The organism is Desulfothermus naphthae (genome assembly GCF_054657475.1).
Map to the genome: position 1 here is coordinate 1075656 of NZ_BAAHYQ010000001.1, position 15658 is coordinate 1091313.

At 34.7% G+C, this 15658-nt stretch carries 14 protein-coding genes; 2 read left to right on the forward strand and 12 right to left on the reverse strand.

What is annotated here, in order from left to right; translation table 11 throughout:
- Positions 1–10 precede the first annotated feature (10 nt).
- Positions 11–1978, reverse strand: coding sequence for a hydantoinase/oxoprolinase family protein (locus ACYQ1E_RS05135; RefSeq protein WP_459876093.1), 1968 nt, complete (start codon positions 1976–1978; stop codon positions 11–13).
- A gap of 114 nt (positions 1979–2092) precedes the next feature.
- Here ACYQ1E_RS05135 and ACYQ1E_RS05140 point away from each other — a divergent pair, with 114 nt between their 5' ends.
- Positions 2093–2734, forward strand: a complete 642-nt coding sequence (locus ACYQ1E_RS05140) for a LysE family transporter (protein WP_459876096.1) — start codon at positions 2093–2095, stop codon at positions 2732–2734.
- A gap of 12 nt (positions 2735–2746) precedes the next feature.
- Here the strand turns inward: ACYQ1E_RS05140 and ACYQ1E_RS05145 are convergent, their stop codons facing one another.
- From ACYQ1E_RS05145 to ACYQ1E_RS05155, 3 genes are read right to left on the reverse strand one after another with little or no spacing between them, the layout of a single operon-like run.
- Positions 2747–3643 carry a DUF362 domain-containing protein gene (locus ACYQ1E_RS05145; RefSeq protein WP_459876099.1) on the reverse strand — a complete coding sequence of 299 codons (897 nt, stop codon included), beginning with the start codon at positions 3641–3643 and terminating at the stop codon, positions 2747–2749.
- A gap of 10 nt (positions 3644–3653) precedes the next feature.
- The gene (locus ACYQ1E_RS05150) at positions 3654–4814 is read right to left on the reverse strand and encodes an MFS transporter (RefSeq protein ID WP_459876101.1); all 1161 of its coding nucleotides are present in this window, start codon (positions 4812–4814) and stop codon (positions 3654–3656) included.
- A gap of 41 nt (positions 4815–4855) precedes the next feature.
- Positions 4856–6211, reverse strand: a complete 1356-nt coding sequence (locus tag ACYQ1E_RS05155; protein ID WP_459876103.1) for a sigma-54 interaction domain-containing protein — start codon at positions 6209–6211, stop codon at positions 4856–4858.
- Between the two features lie 260 nt (positions 6212–6471).
- On the opposite strand from ACYQ1E_RS05155, the gene ACYQ1E_RS05160 reads away from it, so the two are divergent.
- The gene (locus ACYQ1E_RS05160; RefSeq protein WP_459876105.1) at positions 6472–8235 is read left to right on the forward strand and encodes a formate--tetrahydrofolate ligase; all 1764 of its coding nucleotides are present in this window, start codon (positions 6472–6474) and stop codon (positions 8233–8235) included.
- A gap of 21 nt (positions 8236–8256) precedes the next feature.
- Here ACYQ1E_RS05160 and ACYQ1E_RS05165 read toward each other — a convergent pair whose 3' ends face one another.
- From ACYQ1E_RS05165 to queA, 8 genes are all read right to left on the reverse strand, one after another.
- Complete coding sequence (locus ACYQ1E_RS05165; protein ID WP_459876108.1) at positions 8257–9507, reverse strand: divergent polysaccharide deacetylase family protein; 1251 nt, start codon at positions 9505–9507, stop codon at positions 8257–8259.
- Positions 9508–9509: 2 nt separating this feature from the next.
- On the reverse strand, positions 9510–10790 hold the full coding sequence (locus tag ACYQ1E_RS05170) for a S41 family peptidase (protein ID WP_459876111.1): 1281 nt from the start codon (positions 10788–10790) through the stop codon (positions 9510–9512).
- Positions 10791–10925: 135 nt separating this feature from the next.
- Positions 10926–11741: a shikimate dehydrogenase gene (gene aroE, locus ACYQ1E_RS05175; protein WP_459878457.1), complete on the reverse strand. Its 816-nt coding sequence runs from the start codon at positions 11739–11741 to the stop codon at positions 10926–10928.
- Positions 11731–12276: a 2-oxoacid:ferredoxin oxidoreductase subunit gamma family protein gene (locus tag ACYQ1E_RS05180; protein ID WP_459876114.1), complete on the reverse strand. Its 546-nt coding sequence runs from the start codon at positions 12274–12276 to the stop codon at positions 11731–11733. Before ACYQ1E_RS05180 ends, aroE begins: the two co-directional genes overlap by 11 nt.
- 58 nt (positions 12277–12334) lie before the next feature.
- Positions 12335–13099 carry a thiamine pyrophosphate-dependent enzyme gene (locus ACYQ1E_RS05185; protein ID WP_459876117.1) on the reverse strand — a complete coding sequence of 255 codons (765 nt, stop codon included), beginning with the start codon at positions 13097–13099 and terminating at the stop codon, positions 12335–12337.
- A 19-nt stretch (positions 13100–13118) separates the two neighbouring features.
- A complete protein-coding gene (locus tag ACYQ1E_RS05190) occupies positions 13119–14186 on the reverse strand; it encodes a 3-methyl-2-oxobutanoate dehydrogenase subunit VorB (protein ID WP_459876120.1) in 1068 nt (355 codons plus the stop codon).
- A gap of 2 nt (positions 14187–14188) precedes the next feature.
- Positions 14189–14422 carry a 4Fe-4S dicluster domain-containing protein gene (locus ACYQ1E_RS05195; RefSeq protein WP_459876123.1) on the reverse strand — a complete coding sequence of 78 codons (234 nt, stop codon included), beginning with the start codon at positions 14420–14422 and terminating at the stop codon, positions 14189–14191.
- A 129-nt stretch (positions 14423–14551) separates the two neighbouring features.
- Complete coding sequence (queA, locus tag ACYQ1E_RS05200; RefSeq protein WP_459876126.1) at positions 14552–15631, reverse strand: tRNA preQ1(34) S-adenosylmethionine ribosyltransferase-isomerase QueA; 1080 nt, start codon at positions 15629–15631, stop codon at positions 14552–14554.
- Positions 15632–15658: the final 27 nt, after the last annotated feature.

Here is a 15658-nt window from a genome sequence, read left to right on the forward strand (position 1 = left end):
CATTACTTGCTTAAGTAGTTATTAAAATATTTTCAAATTCATCTACTACAGCTCTAGCATCTTCAGGAATTACAATAGTAGATGAATATTCAACTATAATTGCAGGACCTTTTATTTCATTACCAGGTAAAAGTAACTCCCTATCATATACAGAGGTGTTACATTCTTTTCCAGAAAAAATTGTTTTTGTTTCTCCTAAAATGGCATTTGCCGGTATTTGTTTTGTTACAAGGTCTTTTTTCTTAAACTCTGGTTTTGGCAATTTTCCTCTTGCCCTAATTCTAATATTTACAATTTCTATTTCATGCTCAAAATTGCAATAACCATAAATCCTTTCATGTAATTTATGAAAGGATTTTATAAAATTTCCCTTAAATGGAACTAAAATTTCATAAGATTGACCTTTATATCTTATATCCAAAAACTTATTTATTACAATATCCTGTCTCTTTATTGCCTCCTCTAAAAGGTCTGAAATTGCCTTATTTTCTATCTCTTTAAAATATCCATTTAAATCTTCTATTTCCAATTGATGTTGAGGAATCATTACTGTCTTTGAATAGTCCTTTATAACATCGGCAATGAGCATGCCTATAGCTGAGAGTATTCCTGGATGTTTTGGAACAAGTACTTTTGGAATATTTAACAGCCTTGCCAAAAAGCATGCATGCATCCCCCCTGCTCCACCAAAAGAAAACAGGACAAACTCAGAAGGATTATATCCCTTTTCCACAGATATCACCCGAATGGCCTTTTCCATATTTGCATTTGCAACTCTAAGGATTCCTTCAGCAAGCTCAATTGGATTAAGTGCACCTTTTTTTGCCATGTCTTCAAAATATCCATTAAGCCTATTTACATGAAGCTTCATATATCCGCCTAAAAATCTCTCTGGAATTAATCTGCCTAGATATAAATTGGCATCAGTAACTGTTATATGTTCACCCTTTCCATAACAAATAGGTCCAGGATCTGCGCCAGCACTCTGAGGTCCGACTTTAAGTGCACCTCCTTTATCAAAATATGCAATTGAGCCGCCTCCAGCACCAACTGTATGAATATGGATCATTGGGGTCTTTATTGGAAATCCAGCTATTTCTGACTCTGTTGTGATAGGCAGGTCCTTATCTATCAAAGACACATCTGTAGATGTTCCCCCCATATCAAAGGTAATTAATCTATCAAAACCTGCTAATTTACCTATCTCAAATGCCCCAACAACTCCTCCAGCAGGACCAGACAATATGGTCCTGACAGACTCTTTCATTGCTGTTTTAGCGGAAATACTCCCCCCATTTGACTGCATTATCCTGAGTTTACTATCCCCAATATTTTGTTCAATAAAAGAAAGATATCTGGTCATTTTTGGGGATACATAACCATTTATCACAGTAGTTGACATCCTTTCATATTCTCTGAATTCAGGAAGCACTTCACTGGACAGGGAATAAAACAATCTTGTATTCTCCAACTCTTTAGATATAACTCTCTCATGTATATCATTTTTAAAGGAAAAAAGCAGACATACTGCAACTGATTCAACACCTAATGCTTTAATCTTTTGAACAATGTCCTTAACTTCATTACAATCTATATCCTCTACAACCTCTCCTTTGTAATTTATTCTTCCCCTTACTCCAAACCGCAAATCTGAAGGTATTAATGGTGGTATTTTTTTGTATTTTAAATCATATAATTTATTTCTATTCTGCCTTCCAATTTCAATCAGGTCTTCAAACCCCTTATTGGTAATTAGGGCAGTTTTTGCACCTTTTCTTTCTAATAAAGCGTTAGTTGCAACAGTTGAACCGTGGGTAATGTTTGCAGATTTGCCCTTGCAAATTAGATTGTAACCTTTTAACACTGCCCTGGCTGGATTATCAGGGGTAGATAAAATTTTATATACCTTCCACTCATCATTTATCCTATAAATAAAATCCGTAAAAGTACCACCTGTGTCCACGCCCAGGATAATCATATTTTTTTAGCTCCTTAAAAAATAGTTAGGTCTTTTTATTTAAGGCAACTTCAAATGTCAACTTGACATTATTACAAAAAAATAAATATGGTGCCCAAAAATGAGAGGATGAAAATGTTCAATTTGCCACTTCTTTTTATAACATCTTTTGTAATCACTCTATCAGGTGCCATGATGCCTGGGCCGCTTTTAACTGTAACTATTGCAAATTCTGCTAAAAAGGGCTTTTGGGAAGGTCCTCTTTTGGTTTTAGGACACGGTATATTAGAATTTATCCTGGTTATCTCTATCTTATTGGGTCTTTCCTCAATTTTAAAATCTTCTACTTTTATTATGTCAATAAGTATTATAGGTGGTTCAATTCTCATATACATGGGCTATGATATGATAAAGTCGGCTAAAAATTTAACTTTAGACACAAAGAAGATAAAAAATAAAGACAAAGGAATTTATAGTTCTTCTATTATTGCAGGAGCAATGGTAAGTCTTGCAAATCCATATTGGATACTGTGGTGGGCAACCATTGGTATGGGGTATTTGATGTCTGCAATAAAATTTAAAATAATTGGCATTGCTATATTTTTTACAGGTCATATATTGGCTGATTTAGCATGGTATTCTTTAGTATCTTTTGGTATTAGTAAGGGCAAAAAAATAATGAAAGATACCACTTATCATGTTATAATTAAACTGTGTGGAGTATTTTTAATAATATTTGGTGGATATTTTTTATATGGAATTAGAAATTATGTCTAATATTTTTAGATATCACTTAAATAGACGCAAATAACATCTTTTAATAAAAGACCAAAATACTCTGTCTGGTCTAAAGGAGATGTCCTTTAATTCTTTCGGGTATTTAAATGCCATTTTTGAATTAAAAGCAGGGTCTTTTATTAAATTTATATGCTCAAGCTTTGATCCGTATAAATTATTTAATACACTACTTTTGTAAAGAGGTATGGAATTAATATCTGCACCTATCAAATTGTAGATAGCTGTATCCATTGCAACAGCACTGGTGGATACACCGATAAGATTTAACTTTTTTTCCTCTCCATCTAAAGGTCCTGTTTTCTCCATTGCCAATATTCCATCAACTATATTAATGGATCTTGGGATAAAATTTAAAATCTTTAAAATTGAGTCTGAAAATATAGTATGATTTTGTCCAAATTTTATATGTGCTAATAATTTATTGAGTCCCACCACAAGTCCAAAGTAATTTTTCACACAAAGAGTAAGTCCCATCTGTGCATGGGCCTTTAGTTTGCATACATTTACAATTAAATCTACATCTTGTATTTCCCTTGCCAAGGAAAAATAAAATCCCTTATATCTTTTTTTATTAAAATCAATAATTTTTACAGGCAAATCTTTTGCAATCTCATATAATCCTGTTATTTTTGCTATATCCTTAGCAGAGCCAAAGGCTGGAGAATCACCAATAAAGACATTGCATCCCTGTTTTAAAAAAATTTTACTTAAATAGTATATGATAAATGGATTTGTGCAACTTATTCTAAAATTCTTTGCAGCAATAAAATTTGGCTTAATTAAGATATTTTTACATTTAATGTCAAAATAATTTAAAACATCATCTAAAGCATGTTCCAATATTTCATTATATTCATCAATTTTTAATAAAAAAACAGGTATTTTCATGGCAATTTAGTTATTTGATTAATTTTAGTCCAACTAATAGAGATACTACAGACATAATTAGTATATAAATTATTACATAATCTAGATTTAAAGTGTATAAAAATCCAATTACAAAACTCCCTAAAAAATAAGAAAGTCCAAATACTGTGTTAAATATACCATATGAATATCCCCTTTTGGCTATGGGAATAATATCTGCAATAGAAGCCCTCATAACAGTTTCATACATTGCCATAACCATACCCCAGATTATAATTCCTAAAATTAAAAAATTTATACTTTTTCTAAAGACAAAAAAGGGAATAAAAATATTTATAAATGGTATAATAAGAACTGTTTTAAGTCCAAATTTATCATATATCCTGCCTATTATTAGGGCAAAGATTGCGTCTATTCCCATTGCAAATGCGTATATAATAGGAATAAATGAATCATTTAATATATGTTGAACCTTAAAATGATAAGATATTATCTGAAAATTTACAAATCCTATTACACTAATTGCACTAAAAACAACATATATCCAAAATATAGATGGAATATCTTGTTTTCTTTTATTATCACCTAGATTTTTTTCCAACCTTTTTGGATCTTTAACTGTATGTTTTGCAATAAAGAGGACAATAAGCAAAAAAATGCAGGGAAAAATTAACATCAAAAATCCTTTTTTATAGCCAAGCCCAACATATAAAAATAAACCAAATAAAAGAGGCCCGATAATTGCTCCAATCTGGTCCATTGCTTCATGGATTCCAAAGCCAAACCCCCTTCCTATCTCTTTTGTGGCATAGGAAAGGATTACATCCCTTGCTGGGGTACGAATTCCTTTCCCAATTCTTTCTAATATAATGAAAATAGCTGCTATTTCCCAGGAATTTGAGATACCAAGCAAAGGAATAGAAATAATCATCAAATAACCCAGAATAGTAAAGGTCCAGAGGAGATTGGTTTTGTCAGTGAGATAACCAGATATAAGCCTTAGGCCATAACCAAGGAACTCTCCAATACCAGAGACAAAACCAACAATAGCAGCACTGGCACCAAGGCTGGCCATATAAGGACCAACAACACCTCTAGCGCCTTCATATATCATGTCTCCAAGTAAACTCACTAACCCAAAGATTAAAATGAGTGATAATGAAGGATTTTTCTTTAATCTTTCTAAAATCATTTTTTACCCTTTGACTTTTAATCTCTGTTTATATCAATAGACTATTTTGAATTTTTAGGTAGTTGAATATTGTATTTTTTTAATTTTCTATAAAGAGTGGTTTTATGAATCCCCAAGGATTTTGCTGTTTTTACTGGGTGGTAATTGTTTTGTTTTAAAGCATTTATAATTATTTGTTTTTCCATAAGGGATTTTGTAGATTTTATATCTAAAGCTTCATCACTCTTAGTAAAAGAAATTATTTCTTCTGGCAGGTGTTCTATATCAATTATATCACCAAAACACAATATAGATGCCCTCTCTATAATATTTTCAAGTTCTCTTATATTACCTGGCCAATTGTAGCTCATAAGTAATGATATGGCCTCTGGAGAGACTCCTTTAATATCTTTGCCAAGCACCTTATTAAAATGAGATATAAAAGTATCTACCAACAAAGGAATGTCTTCTTTTCTTTCCCTTAAAGGAGGAAGTTCTAATTTTATGACATTTATTCTATAATAAAGATCTTTTCTAAATTTTTCCTTCTCAACTAATTCTTCCAGATTTTTATTTGTAGCACAGATTATCCTTATATCCACAGATATAGTTTTATTGGAACCAATGGGTTCAAAACATCGCTCTTGAATTACTCTTAGGAGTTTAGCCTGAATGGATAAGGGCATATCCCCAATTTCGTCTAAAAATAGAGTGCCTTTATCAGCAGTTTCTAATTTTCCTTTTCTGTCTTTAACAGCTCCTGTAAATGCCCCTTTTTTAAACCCAAAAAATTCTGCTTCCAGGAGTGTTTCTGGAAGGGCGGAACAATTTACTGCAACAAAAGGTCCATCTTTTCTTGGACTCAACTCATGTATTGTCCTGGCCAAAAGTTCTTTTCCTGTGCCGGTTTCACCTAAAATTAATACAGTGGAAGGACTGTTAGAGATAGTTGGTAGTATATCAAAAATTTTTCTCATCTTAGGAGAGCGGGAGACCAAGTTTCCCACTCTATATCTTGAAGTAAGTTCTAACTTGAGATGTTCAACCTCACTTAAGTCCCGAAAGGTCTCAGCCCCTCCAATTATGTTACCATTTGGGTCTTTTAAGACTGCTGATGAAACACTAATGGGCACTCTTTCTCCAAGGGCATTTATTATAAAGCCTGTCTGACCAATAATAGGTATTTTATTTTCCATGGTCTTTCTTAAGGGGCAGCTATCCTCGCACATACTTGATTTAAACACATCTGCACAAAATCGTCCCATGGCATCTTCCCTAGAAACCTTGGTTATTCTTTCAGCTGATTTGTTAAAATAGGTTATCTTCCAATCAAGATCTACTGTAAATACTCCATCATTAATACTTTCAAGGATAGATTCTGCCAGCCCCAGAGGCAGTTTTTTCAATTTTTTTTTCATACCATATCTCCAATATATCTTTTATTTGGTAATTTCAATTTTTCTTTTTTGCAACAAAAAAGAGATAAAGAAAAATATCACAATATCCCAGCATGAATATAAAAAATATTGTCAAAAAAGCTCCAATTATCTAAAAAAATGGCTTTGACAAAATTGTGAATTTTGATTTAAGGAATCACAAAAAACAATTCTATCCATAACTGCTTTGTAGAGTAGGGTTTGGTTTGTTGTTTAACCTTCAAAAAAAGGAGTATATGAAAATGGCCTATGATCCAACCAAAATGGAGGACTGGCAAATTTCTGAGGCAGCAGAAGAAAATATGCCAACACCTGATGAGTGGCGGGAAAAATTGGGGCTTCAAAAAGACGAAATCATCCCTATGGGAAGGCTTTGTAAACTGGACTTCTTAAAGATCATTGAAAGATTAAAGGATCGTCCAGATGGAAAGTACATTGAGGTAACAGCTATCACACCAACACCTCTGGGCGAGGGAAAAACCACTACTTCTGTTGGACTTATGGAAGGTTTGGGCAAGAGAGGTAAAAATGTAGGTGGGGCCCTTCGTCAGCCCTCTGGCGGTCCAACAATGAACATCAAAGGTACTGCTGCTGGTGGTGGAAATGCTATTTTGATCCCAATGACAGAATTCTCTCTGGGCCTTACTGGAGACATAAACGACATAACAAATGCCCACAACCTGGCCATGGTGGCATTGACGGCTAGAATGCAACATGAGAGAAACTACGGCCCTGAAAAGATTGAAAAGTTATCAGGAATTCCAGCATTAAATATTGATCCTACCAGAGTAGAGATGGGCTGGGTTATTGACTTTTGCGCACAAGCCTTGAGAAATATTATTATTGGTATTGGCGGAAGATACGATGGTTTTACAATGCAATCTAAATTCGGAATCTCTGTAAGTTCAGAATGTATGGCCATTCTCTCCATTGCAAAGGATCTTGCTGACTTAAAAAAGCGTTTAAATGAAATCACTGTTGCTTTTGATAGGGATGGAAAGCCCGTGACAACCGGAGACCTTAAGGTTGGTAATGCCATGTGTGCATGGATGAGAAATACCATTAATCCAACCCTTATGTGCACAGCTGAATATCAGCCATGTATGGTTCATGCAGGACCATTTGCCAACATTGCTGTTGGACAATCCTCCATAATTGCTGATAGAATTGGTCTAAAGATGTTTGATTACCACGTAACAGAATCTGGATTTGCAGCAGACATTGGTTTTGAAAAATTCTGGAATGTAAAATGTAGATTAAGTGGATTAAAACCCCATGTATCTGTTTTGACTGTAACTATTAGGGCTCTTAAAATGCATGGTGGTGGACCAAAAGTTGTTCCTGGTAGACCCCTTCCAGAAGAATATACCAAGGAAAATGTGGAATTAGTTGAAAAGGGCTGTGAAAATATGGTCCATCTCATCAATGTAATTAGAAAATCTGGTATGAACCCAGTTGTATGTATTAATAAATTCCATACTGATACAGATGCAGAAGTTGCTGCTGTGAGAAAAATAGCAGAACAGGCTGGTGCCAGATGTGCTGTATCTGATCACTGGAGATATGGTGGTGATGGAGCCCTGGAGCTTGCTGATGCTGTTATTGATGCATGTGAAGAAGAAAGTGAATTTAAATTCTTGTATCCCCTTGAAATGAAGTTAAGGGATAGGGTTGAGATAATTGCCAAGGAAGTTTACGGAGCTGACGGCGTAACCTGGACCCCTGAAGCTGAACAAAAGGCCAAGATGTTAGAATCTGATCCAAAATATGCAGACTACATGACAATGATGGTAAAAACCCATCTTTCCCTTTCCCACGACCCAACACTAAAGGGTGTTCCAAAGGGATGGGTGCTCCCAATCAGAGATGTTCTCATCTACTCTGGAGCAAAATTCCTCTGTCCAGTTGCTGGAACAATAAGCTTGATGCCAGGTACAAGCTCCAAACCTGCATATATGAGAGTTGATGTAGATCCAAAGACTGGAAAGGTATCTGGTCTATTCTAAACTTATTAAAAACAGGGCTGTTTAAAAGACAGCCCTGTTTTGTTTTAAGAGATATCTTACTGAGGCAAGCCTTATATTTTTACTTTTATTCTCTCTCCACAACTCAAGGGCCTTAATCGTCTCCTTATATGGATGTCCAATCACAATTACTACCCCTTTTTTCATAGAATACACTTCTGCTTTATGCATCTGGAGTAGAATATATTTTATATCCTTCTTATTATCTAAAAAAACATCTCTTTTGTACACAGGCACTTCTAACAATTTTCCTAAGTTACTGGATACACTCTTTGAGGTAGTCATACTGTCAATAAAAAATAGATGTCTCTTTTTGAGCTCACTAAAAAAAACCTTCATAAGTTTAGCGTTCTGGGTAAATTTAGAACCCATGTGATTGTTAACAGCAATTATACCTGGAAAACGATTTAATGCCCTTTGAGTAAAATTTTTGACCGTGTTTTTATCCATGGTTGTGAGCAAAGCACCAGGCCCTGGATCAGACTCAGGATAACTCAATGGTTCCATTGGCATATGTAAAAGTATTGGGATTTTTAGTTTTACACAAAGGTTATAAATGTCTATTGCATGAGGGCTATAGGGCAAAATAGATAGATTTATACTGGTCCCAAACATTGATATCAACTTCTTTGCTGCGTCTAAATCCCGTCCAATATCATCTATTATAAGTATTAGTGTTCCCTTTTTAATCTGTTTTCTAATAATTGTTCCTTTGGTATTAAAAAAAATAGAATGTGTTAAAACTCCCTCTACTATAATTTTTAAAGAATTTTTATCTTTTATTAACTTTAATTCACTATCCTTAAACCAGGCCTTTAAAAACTCCATTAATTTTCTTTTAAGTACTTTGATTTTAGCCGCCCTACCGGTTATCTCTATAGACTGATAGAGATAAATATTATTTTTTATACGTCTTTTTTCTATCTTTATGTAATGAACTGAATATTTGGGAAGGGAAGAGATAACAAGGGATTGAAGTAGTGCTAGATCTACTTTTTTTATCTTTTCATCCAGGGGAAAGATTAAAGGTTCTTCATATGTCATGCCCTTTTTAAGGGACAAAACCTTTTTCTTGCTTTGTATATAATTTTTTGACTTTTTATTAGTATAATTATATTGGTGTTTACTTGGCAGATTCAAGACATATACAAGAAAGAAAAAAGTAACGCCTAATATAAAAAGGAAGCCCAGGACAATGCCCAGGCTTCCTTTTTTATTTTTATTCTTTTTTTTACTAGATCGCTTTTTTGCCATTTTTAATTAAAGGTGATACTCTTTAATCTTGGCATGATCTTTACAAGCTCAAATGCTATCCTTAACTGGTTGTCCTTTGTGAGCATCTCCTTTGCCTTTTTATTTAATTGAAATTTTTTGTTTTCTTCTTTATTCTTATTTTCAAGATGTTTCTCCAGATCTTTTTCTCGCACTTTCATGATCTTCTCCATTAATTTTTGCTGCTCATCTTTTTTAGCTACAATCAAAGGCACTTCAATATCAGGTGCAATACCCTCGGCCTGTATAGACCTTCCAGATGGGGTATAGTATTTTGCAGTGGTTAGTTTAATGGCAGAGCCATCATATAGGGGGATAATAGTCTGAACAGAACCTTTTCCAAAACTCCTTTCTCCAACAAGCAAGGCCCTGTGTTGATCCTGAAGTGCACCGGCAACAATTTCTGAGGCTGAAGCACTACCAGCATTGATTAATACAACTAAGGGACAAGTTACATCAGTTTCTTGTTTTTGAGCAGAAAAACTCATTTTACTCTCAGGAACCCTACCCTTGGTATAGACTATAAGCCCTTTTTGTAAAAATACATCTGCCACTGATACTGCCTGATCAAGCAATCCCCCTGGATTATTACGAAGGTCTAAAATAATTCCTTTTAAAGTACTCTTTTGTCTATGTATCGCATCAATTAATTCCCTGGTAGTATTTTGATTGAAATTGGTTATTCTCACATATAAATAGTCTTTTCCAAACATCTGGGATTTTACACTGTGTACAGGAATTCTATCTCTTACAATGGTAACCTCCTCAGGCACATGGGAGTCTTTGTGAAGGATGGTTAAACGAACCTTTGTGCCTTTTGGTCCTCTAATTTTCTTTACAGCCTCAAAAAGCGTAATATCATCAGTGGGCTCATCATTTATTCTTATAATAATATCTCCAGCTTTAAGGCCTGCTTTATAAGCTGGAGTATCTTCAATTGGAGATACTACAGTGAGCCTTCCATTCATTATTGTTATCTCTATCCCTATTCCGGTAAATTCACCAGAAGTTTCAATTTGCATCTCTTTAAATGCGTCTTTATCCAGGTAAAGGGAATGGGGATCTAAATTTTTCAACATTCCCTCAATGGCACCCTTAATTAACTCTTTTCTGTCTACATTTCTCACATAGCTTTTTTCTATTATACTGAGCACCTGACTAAATTGTTTTAGGGGTTCATACATCTTATCAGCAGTGGATTTAGAAGGGCTAATAGCCAAAGAACACAACAAAAATAATGTCAAAATCCATTTATTGATCTTCATAATTATCTCCACTATATTTTTGTTTAAAAACATAAAAACTATTTAAACCAATTCATAAAGCTAATTTCTATTATATTTGATTGAGATAAAAAATTCAAGGCAAATTCACGCAAACAACATGCATGAGTGTAATTATTATAGATATTGTCTCAAGAGGTTTAAAGCTTCATTTATATCAAAGGTCTTGTTTGTCCAGATCTGAAATTGGAACAATGCTTGATAGATAAACATATAAATCCCAGGAATAACTTTTATGCCTAAATTTTTTGCATCTTTTATGAGCTTGGTTTCAAGGGGATTATAAACCACATCATAGACCAATTGAAATCTGCTTAAGCCATCTTTATCTGGATAGGGGTTTTCATCTTTATAAGAAGACATTCCAATGGGAGTACAATTTATAAGGAGATCGGCGTTTGGCTTGTCTCTAAGGTCCCAGTCAATAATTTCTACGTTGAACCTTTTCTTTACCCAGTTTAATTTATCTTTATTGCGTCCTGCTACTGTGATTGATTCTATTTTATTTTTTTTCAGTCCATAAATACAGGCAAGGGCAGCTCCACCACATCCTAGAATCAGGGCAGAATCTACATCAATATCCTTAATTGGAGCCAAAAAACCATCCACATCTGTATTGTGTCCAATCTTTTTATTTTCATTAACATACACAAGATTAACTGCCCCAACTGCAGTAGCTTCATCAGTCACTTCATCTAAATAAGGGATTATTTTTTCCTTAAAAGGAATGGTTACACTAAAACCACCTATATTCAAAGTATCCACAGATACTATAAATTCAGGAAGTTTACATGGATCTATACTCCATTTAAAATATACATAAGGTAAATTAAAAAGTTTAAATCCCCAGTTATGAATTATTGGACTAAGGCTATGGGATATTGGATATCCAATTACTCCAAAAATCTTTTTATATTCGTAATCACTCGCCACTACCAATTTTATAACCCTCAAGCAATGCCTTTTTATTGTTTTCAATTACTTCTTTTTTTAAAGATGACAGGAGTTTTTCCATTGATTTCATAACTACATCCAAATCCATAGCCTTGGTTGCACCTACCCATACACCCATGGCAACCATATTGGCCATCCTGATATCTCCCAGCTTATCAGCTATATCATTTACTGGCACAACAAAGGCATTGTACTTTTCTTTATCAACTAAACTTTCATCTACTATTGAGGAATTGACAATGAGAAGGCCCTTTTCAATTAATCTTGGTTGAAATTTCTCAAGAGAAGGTTGGTTCATGATGATAAGTGTTTTTGGATAAAAGATAACAGGCGAGCCTATTTCTTCGTCAGATATAACCACAGTACAATTGGCAGTACCACCCCGCATTTCCACGCCATATACAGGCATATATGTAACATTAAGCCCTTGCTCCATTGCAGCATAGGCAAGGATATTTCCAATTAACATAACACCTTGACCGCCAAATCCTGCTATTATCACATCTTGATACATAAATCTTCACCTCTAAAATACTAAGTTTAGTGTCAAGTTAGAAATTTTTCACTTAAATCTATTTCTTATCCTCCAATTTATCCTTATATATACCCAGAGGAAAATACTTCATCATTTCTTTTTCTACCCTCATATTGGCCTCTAAGGGAGTCAAATGCCAATTAGTTGGGCAAGCAGATAAAATTTCTACAAAACCAAAGCCTAAATCCTCAAGCTGTACCATAAATGCTTTTTTTAATGCTTTTTTTGTCTTCATTAAATTTTTTATATTATTCACTGCAACGCGTGCTGAAAATGCAGTCCCTTCTAAAGAAGCGAGCATCTCTGCCATTTTTAGAGGATACCCCTCATTGGATTCACTCCTTCCATAGGGAGTTGTAGTGGTCTTTTGCCCAAGCAAGGTGGTGGGTGCCATTTGTCCACCTGTCATACCATAGACTGTGTTGTTTACAAACACAATAGTGACTCGCTCTCCCCTATTGGCACAGTGAACAATTTCTGAAAAACCAATTGCTGCCAGGTCTCCATCCCCTTGATAGGCAAATACAAAATTTTCTGGGCTTGCCCTCTTTATCCCTGTGGCAACAGCTGGAGCCCTGCCATGTGGTGCCTCCACAGTATCCACATCTATATAGTCATAGATAAAGACAGAACAACCCACTGAGCCAACGCATATACTAATATCCTGGAGTTTTAAATCATCAATTGTCTGAGCCACCAATCTGTGTATTATTCCATGGTGACAGCCAGGACAAAAATGGGTTGGAACATCCTTTAGAGATTTTGGCAAAGAAAACACCTGTTTTTCTAAAATTTCACTCATCTTATATCCCCTAATATACTTAAAACATTTTCTTTATTGGCTCTATGAAATCCTCTGGTGTGGAAACCTTTCCAGGCATATTGGCAAAAAACTCTGTTTCCCCAACACCACATATGGCCAATTTCACATCTTCAACCATCTGACCAGTGTTGTTTTCAATGGTTATAAATCTTTTTCCAGAAATAGCCAATTTCCTTAATGGTTCATATGGAAAAGGAAACAGGGTAATTGGCCTAAATACTCCCACTTTATATCCCTTTTCTCTTAATTTTCTTGCACTGGACTTGGCAATCCTGCCAATTGATCCAAAGGCAACAGCAACAACTTCTGCATCATCAACTAAAAATTCTTCCCACCTTACATCTTGCTCCATGGATTTATATTTCTTCCAAAGCTTCATATTATGTGCTTCCATTTCCCCATCACCAAGATATAAGGATTTTAATATTCTCTGTGCTCTACCTTTTTTGCCTGTTAATTTCCATTCATTGCCCTCATTTGGGTTAATAGTTCTCTCTTTCCATCTAACGATTGGTTCTTTCATTTGTCCTAAAATGGCATCTCCCAGAATAAGAACAGGATTTCTGTATTTAAATGCAAGATCAAAGGCATTAATAGTTAAATCATAACATTCTTGACAGGTAGAAGGGGCCAACACCAAGGTTCGATAATCCCCATGTCCACCACCTCTGGTGGCCTGAAAATAATCGCCTTGAGAAGGTTGAATGCCTCCTAAACCTGGTCCGCCTCTGGTAATATTTACAATCACACCTGGTATTTCACTTGCTGCCATATAAGATATACCTTCTTGTTTTAAAGAAATTCCAGGTGATGAGGAAGAAGTCATTGCACGTTTCCCACAGGCCCCAGCGCCGAGCACCATGTTTATTGAAGCTATCTCACTTTCTGCCTGCAGAAACTCTCCACCTAATTTTACTAATTCCCTTGATAGATATTCAGGGATATCACTTTGAGGAGTGATTGGATAGGCAAAGTAACACTCTACCCCGGCATCCAATGCCCCTATTGCTATTGCCTCATTACCTTTTACAAGCATTCTCTCTTTATTATTTTTATTTTTGTCCATAACTATTTTGTCCCTTTTGGTTTAATGGTTTTAAAAACCACTATGGCTCCATCTGGACATATTTCAGCGCAAAATCCACATCCACGACAATTTTCTTTTTTTTCCTCATCACAGGTAATAACCTTATACCCTTTAGAATTTATAACATTACCCTGCACCAATATATTCTCTGGACACACAGAGGTGCAAAGCAAACAACCTTTACATCTCTCTTCTCTAATTTCAATTCTAGACATAGCACTCCCAACACCTTTTTTAAAATATTTAAATTTAAATAAATAACTCCATGTGCCAATAAACGTTTTATTTCCTAGCTTAAAACAAAAATAAAAGTCAATGAACTTTTTGAAGGTTAGAACCTCTTTTTATAAAATTAACATGCAGTCACCGTAAGAAAAAAATCTAAATTTGTTTTTAATTGCATACTCATAGGCGGACAGAATAAGGTCTCTTCCTGCAAATGCAGAGACTAAAAGTAATAGAGAAGAGCGAGGGAGATGAAAATTTGTGATCATATGGTCAATCACATGAAATTTAAAGCCTGGATATATATATAAGTCTATCCAGCCCTTATATTCATCCAATTCACCTATTTTTTGGTACACCCCCTCTAAGGTTCTCACTGAAGTTGTTCCCACAGCAACTATTGGATAATTATTTTCTCTGGCACACCTTATTTTCCGGGCAGTCTCAAAATCTATCTCTACATATTCTTCATGCATTTTGTGTTCACGAATATCTTCACATCTTACTGGTTCAAAGGTCCCTGCCCCAACATAGAGGGTAATAAATGCCAAATCTATATTTTTTTCCTTTAATTTTTTTATAACCTCATTATCAAAGTGGAGTCCGGCAGTTGGAGCAGCAACAGATCCTGCCTTTTCGTCCTTTGCAAAAACAGTCTGGTATCTCACGAAATCCTGGAGTTCAGGATTCCTTTTTATATAAGGAGGCAAAGGCATAGTGCCAAACTTGTTTAATAACTCAAAAAGATTTGTTTTCCAAAAGAGTTCTACTTCACATCTGCCAAATTCGAATTTTTTCTTTATTTTTAAAAAAAAGTCATCTGAAAATAGTACTATATCTCCAGGCTTAAGGCGTTTTAGGGGTCTAAGCAGGCCTTTTACCACGCTTAAATTCCAATTTCCTTGTTTATGGACCTTGAGCAAGGGCAAAGGTGTGAGCAACAAAAATTCTATCCTGGCGCCAGTAGATTTTTTTTTACCAAAAATTCTTGCAGGAATTACCTTAGACTGATTAAACACAACAACACTATTTCCAGGTATAAAATTATGGATATCCCTGAATCTGGTTTCAAAAAAAATTTTTTTTATTCTATCCACTACTAAAAGTCTTGACTCACTACGATTTTTTAGGGGATACTGCGCAATGAGTTCTTTTGGTAAATCAAAATCATAATTGGATAAGTGAAACTTTTTTTCCATTTTAATCCTAAATTATATTAACAAAGG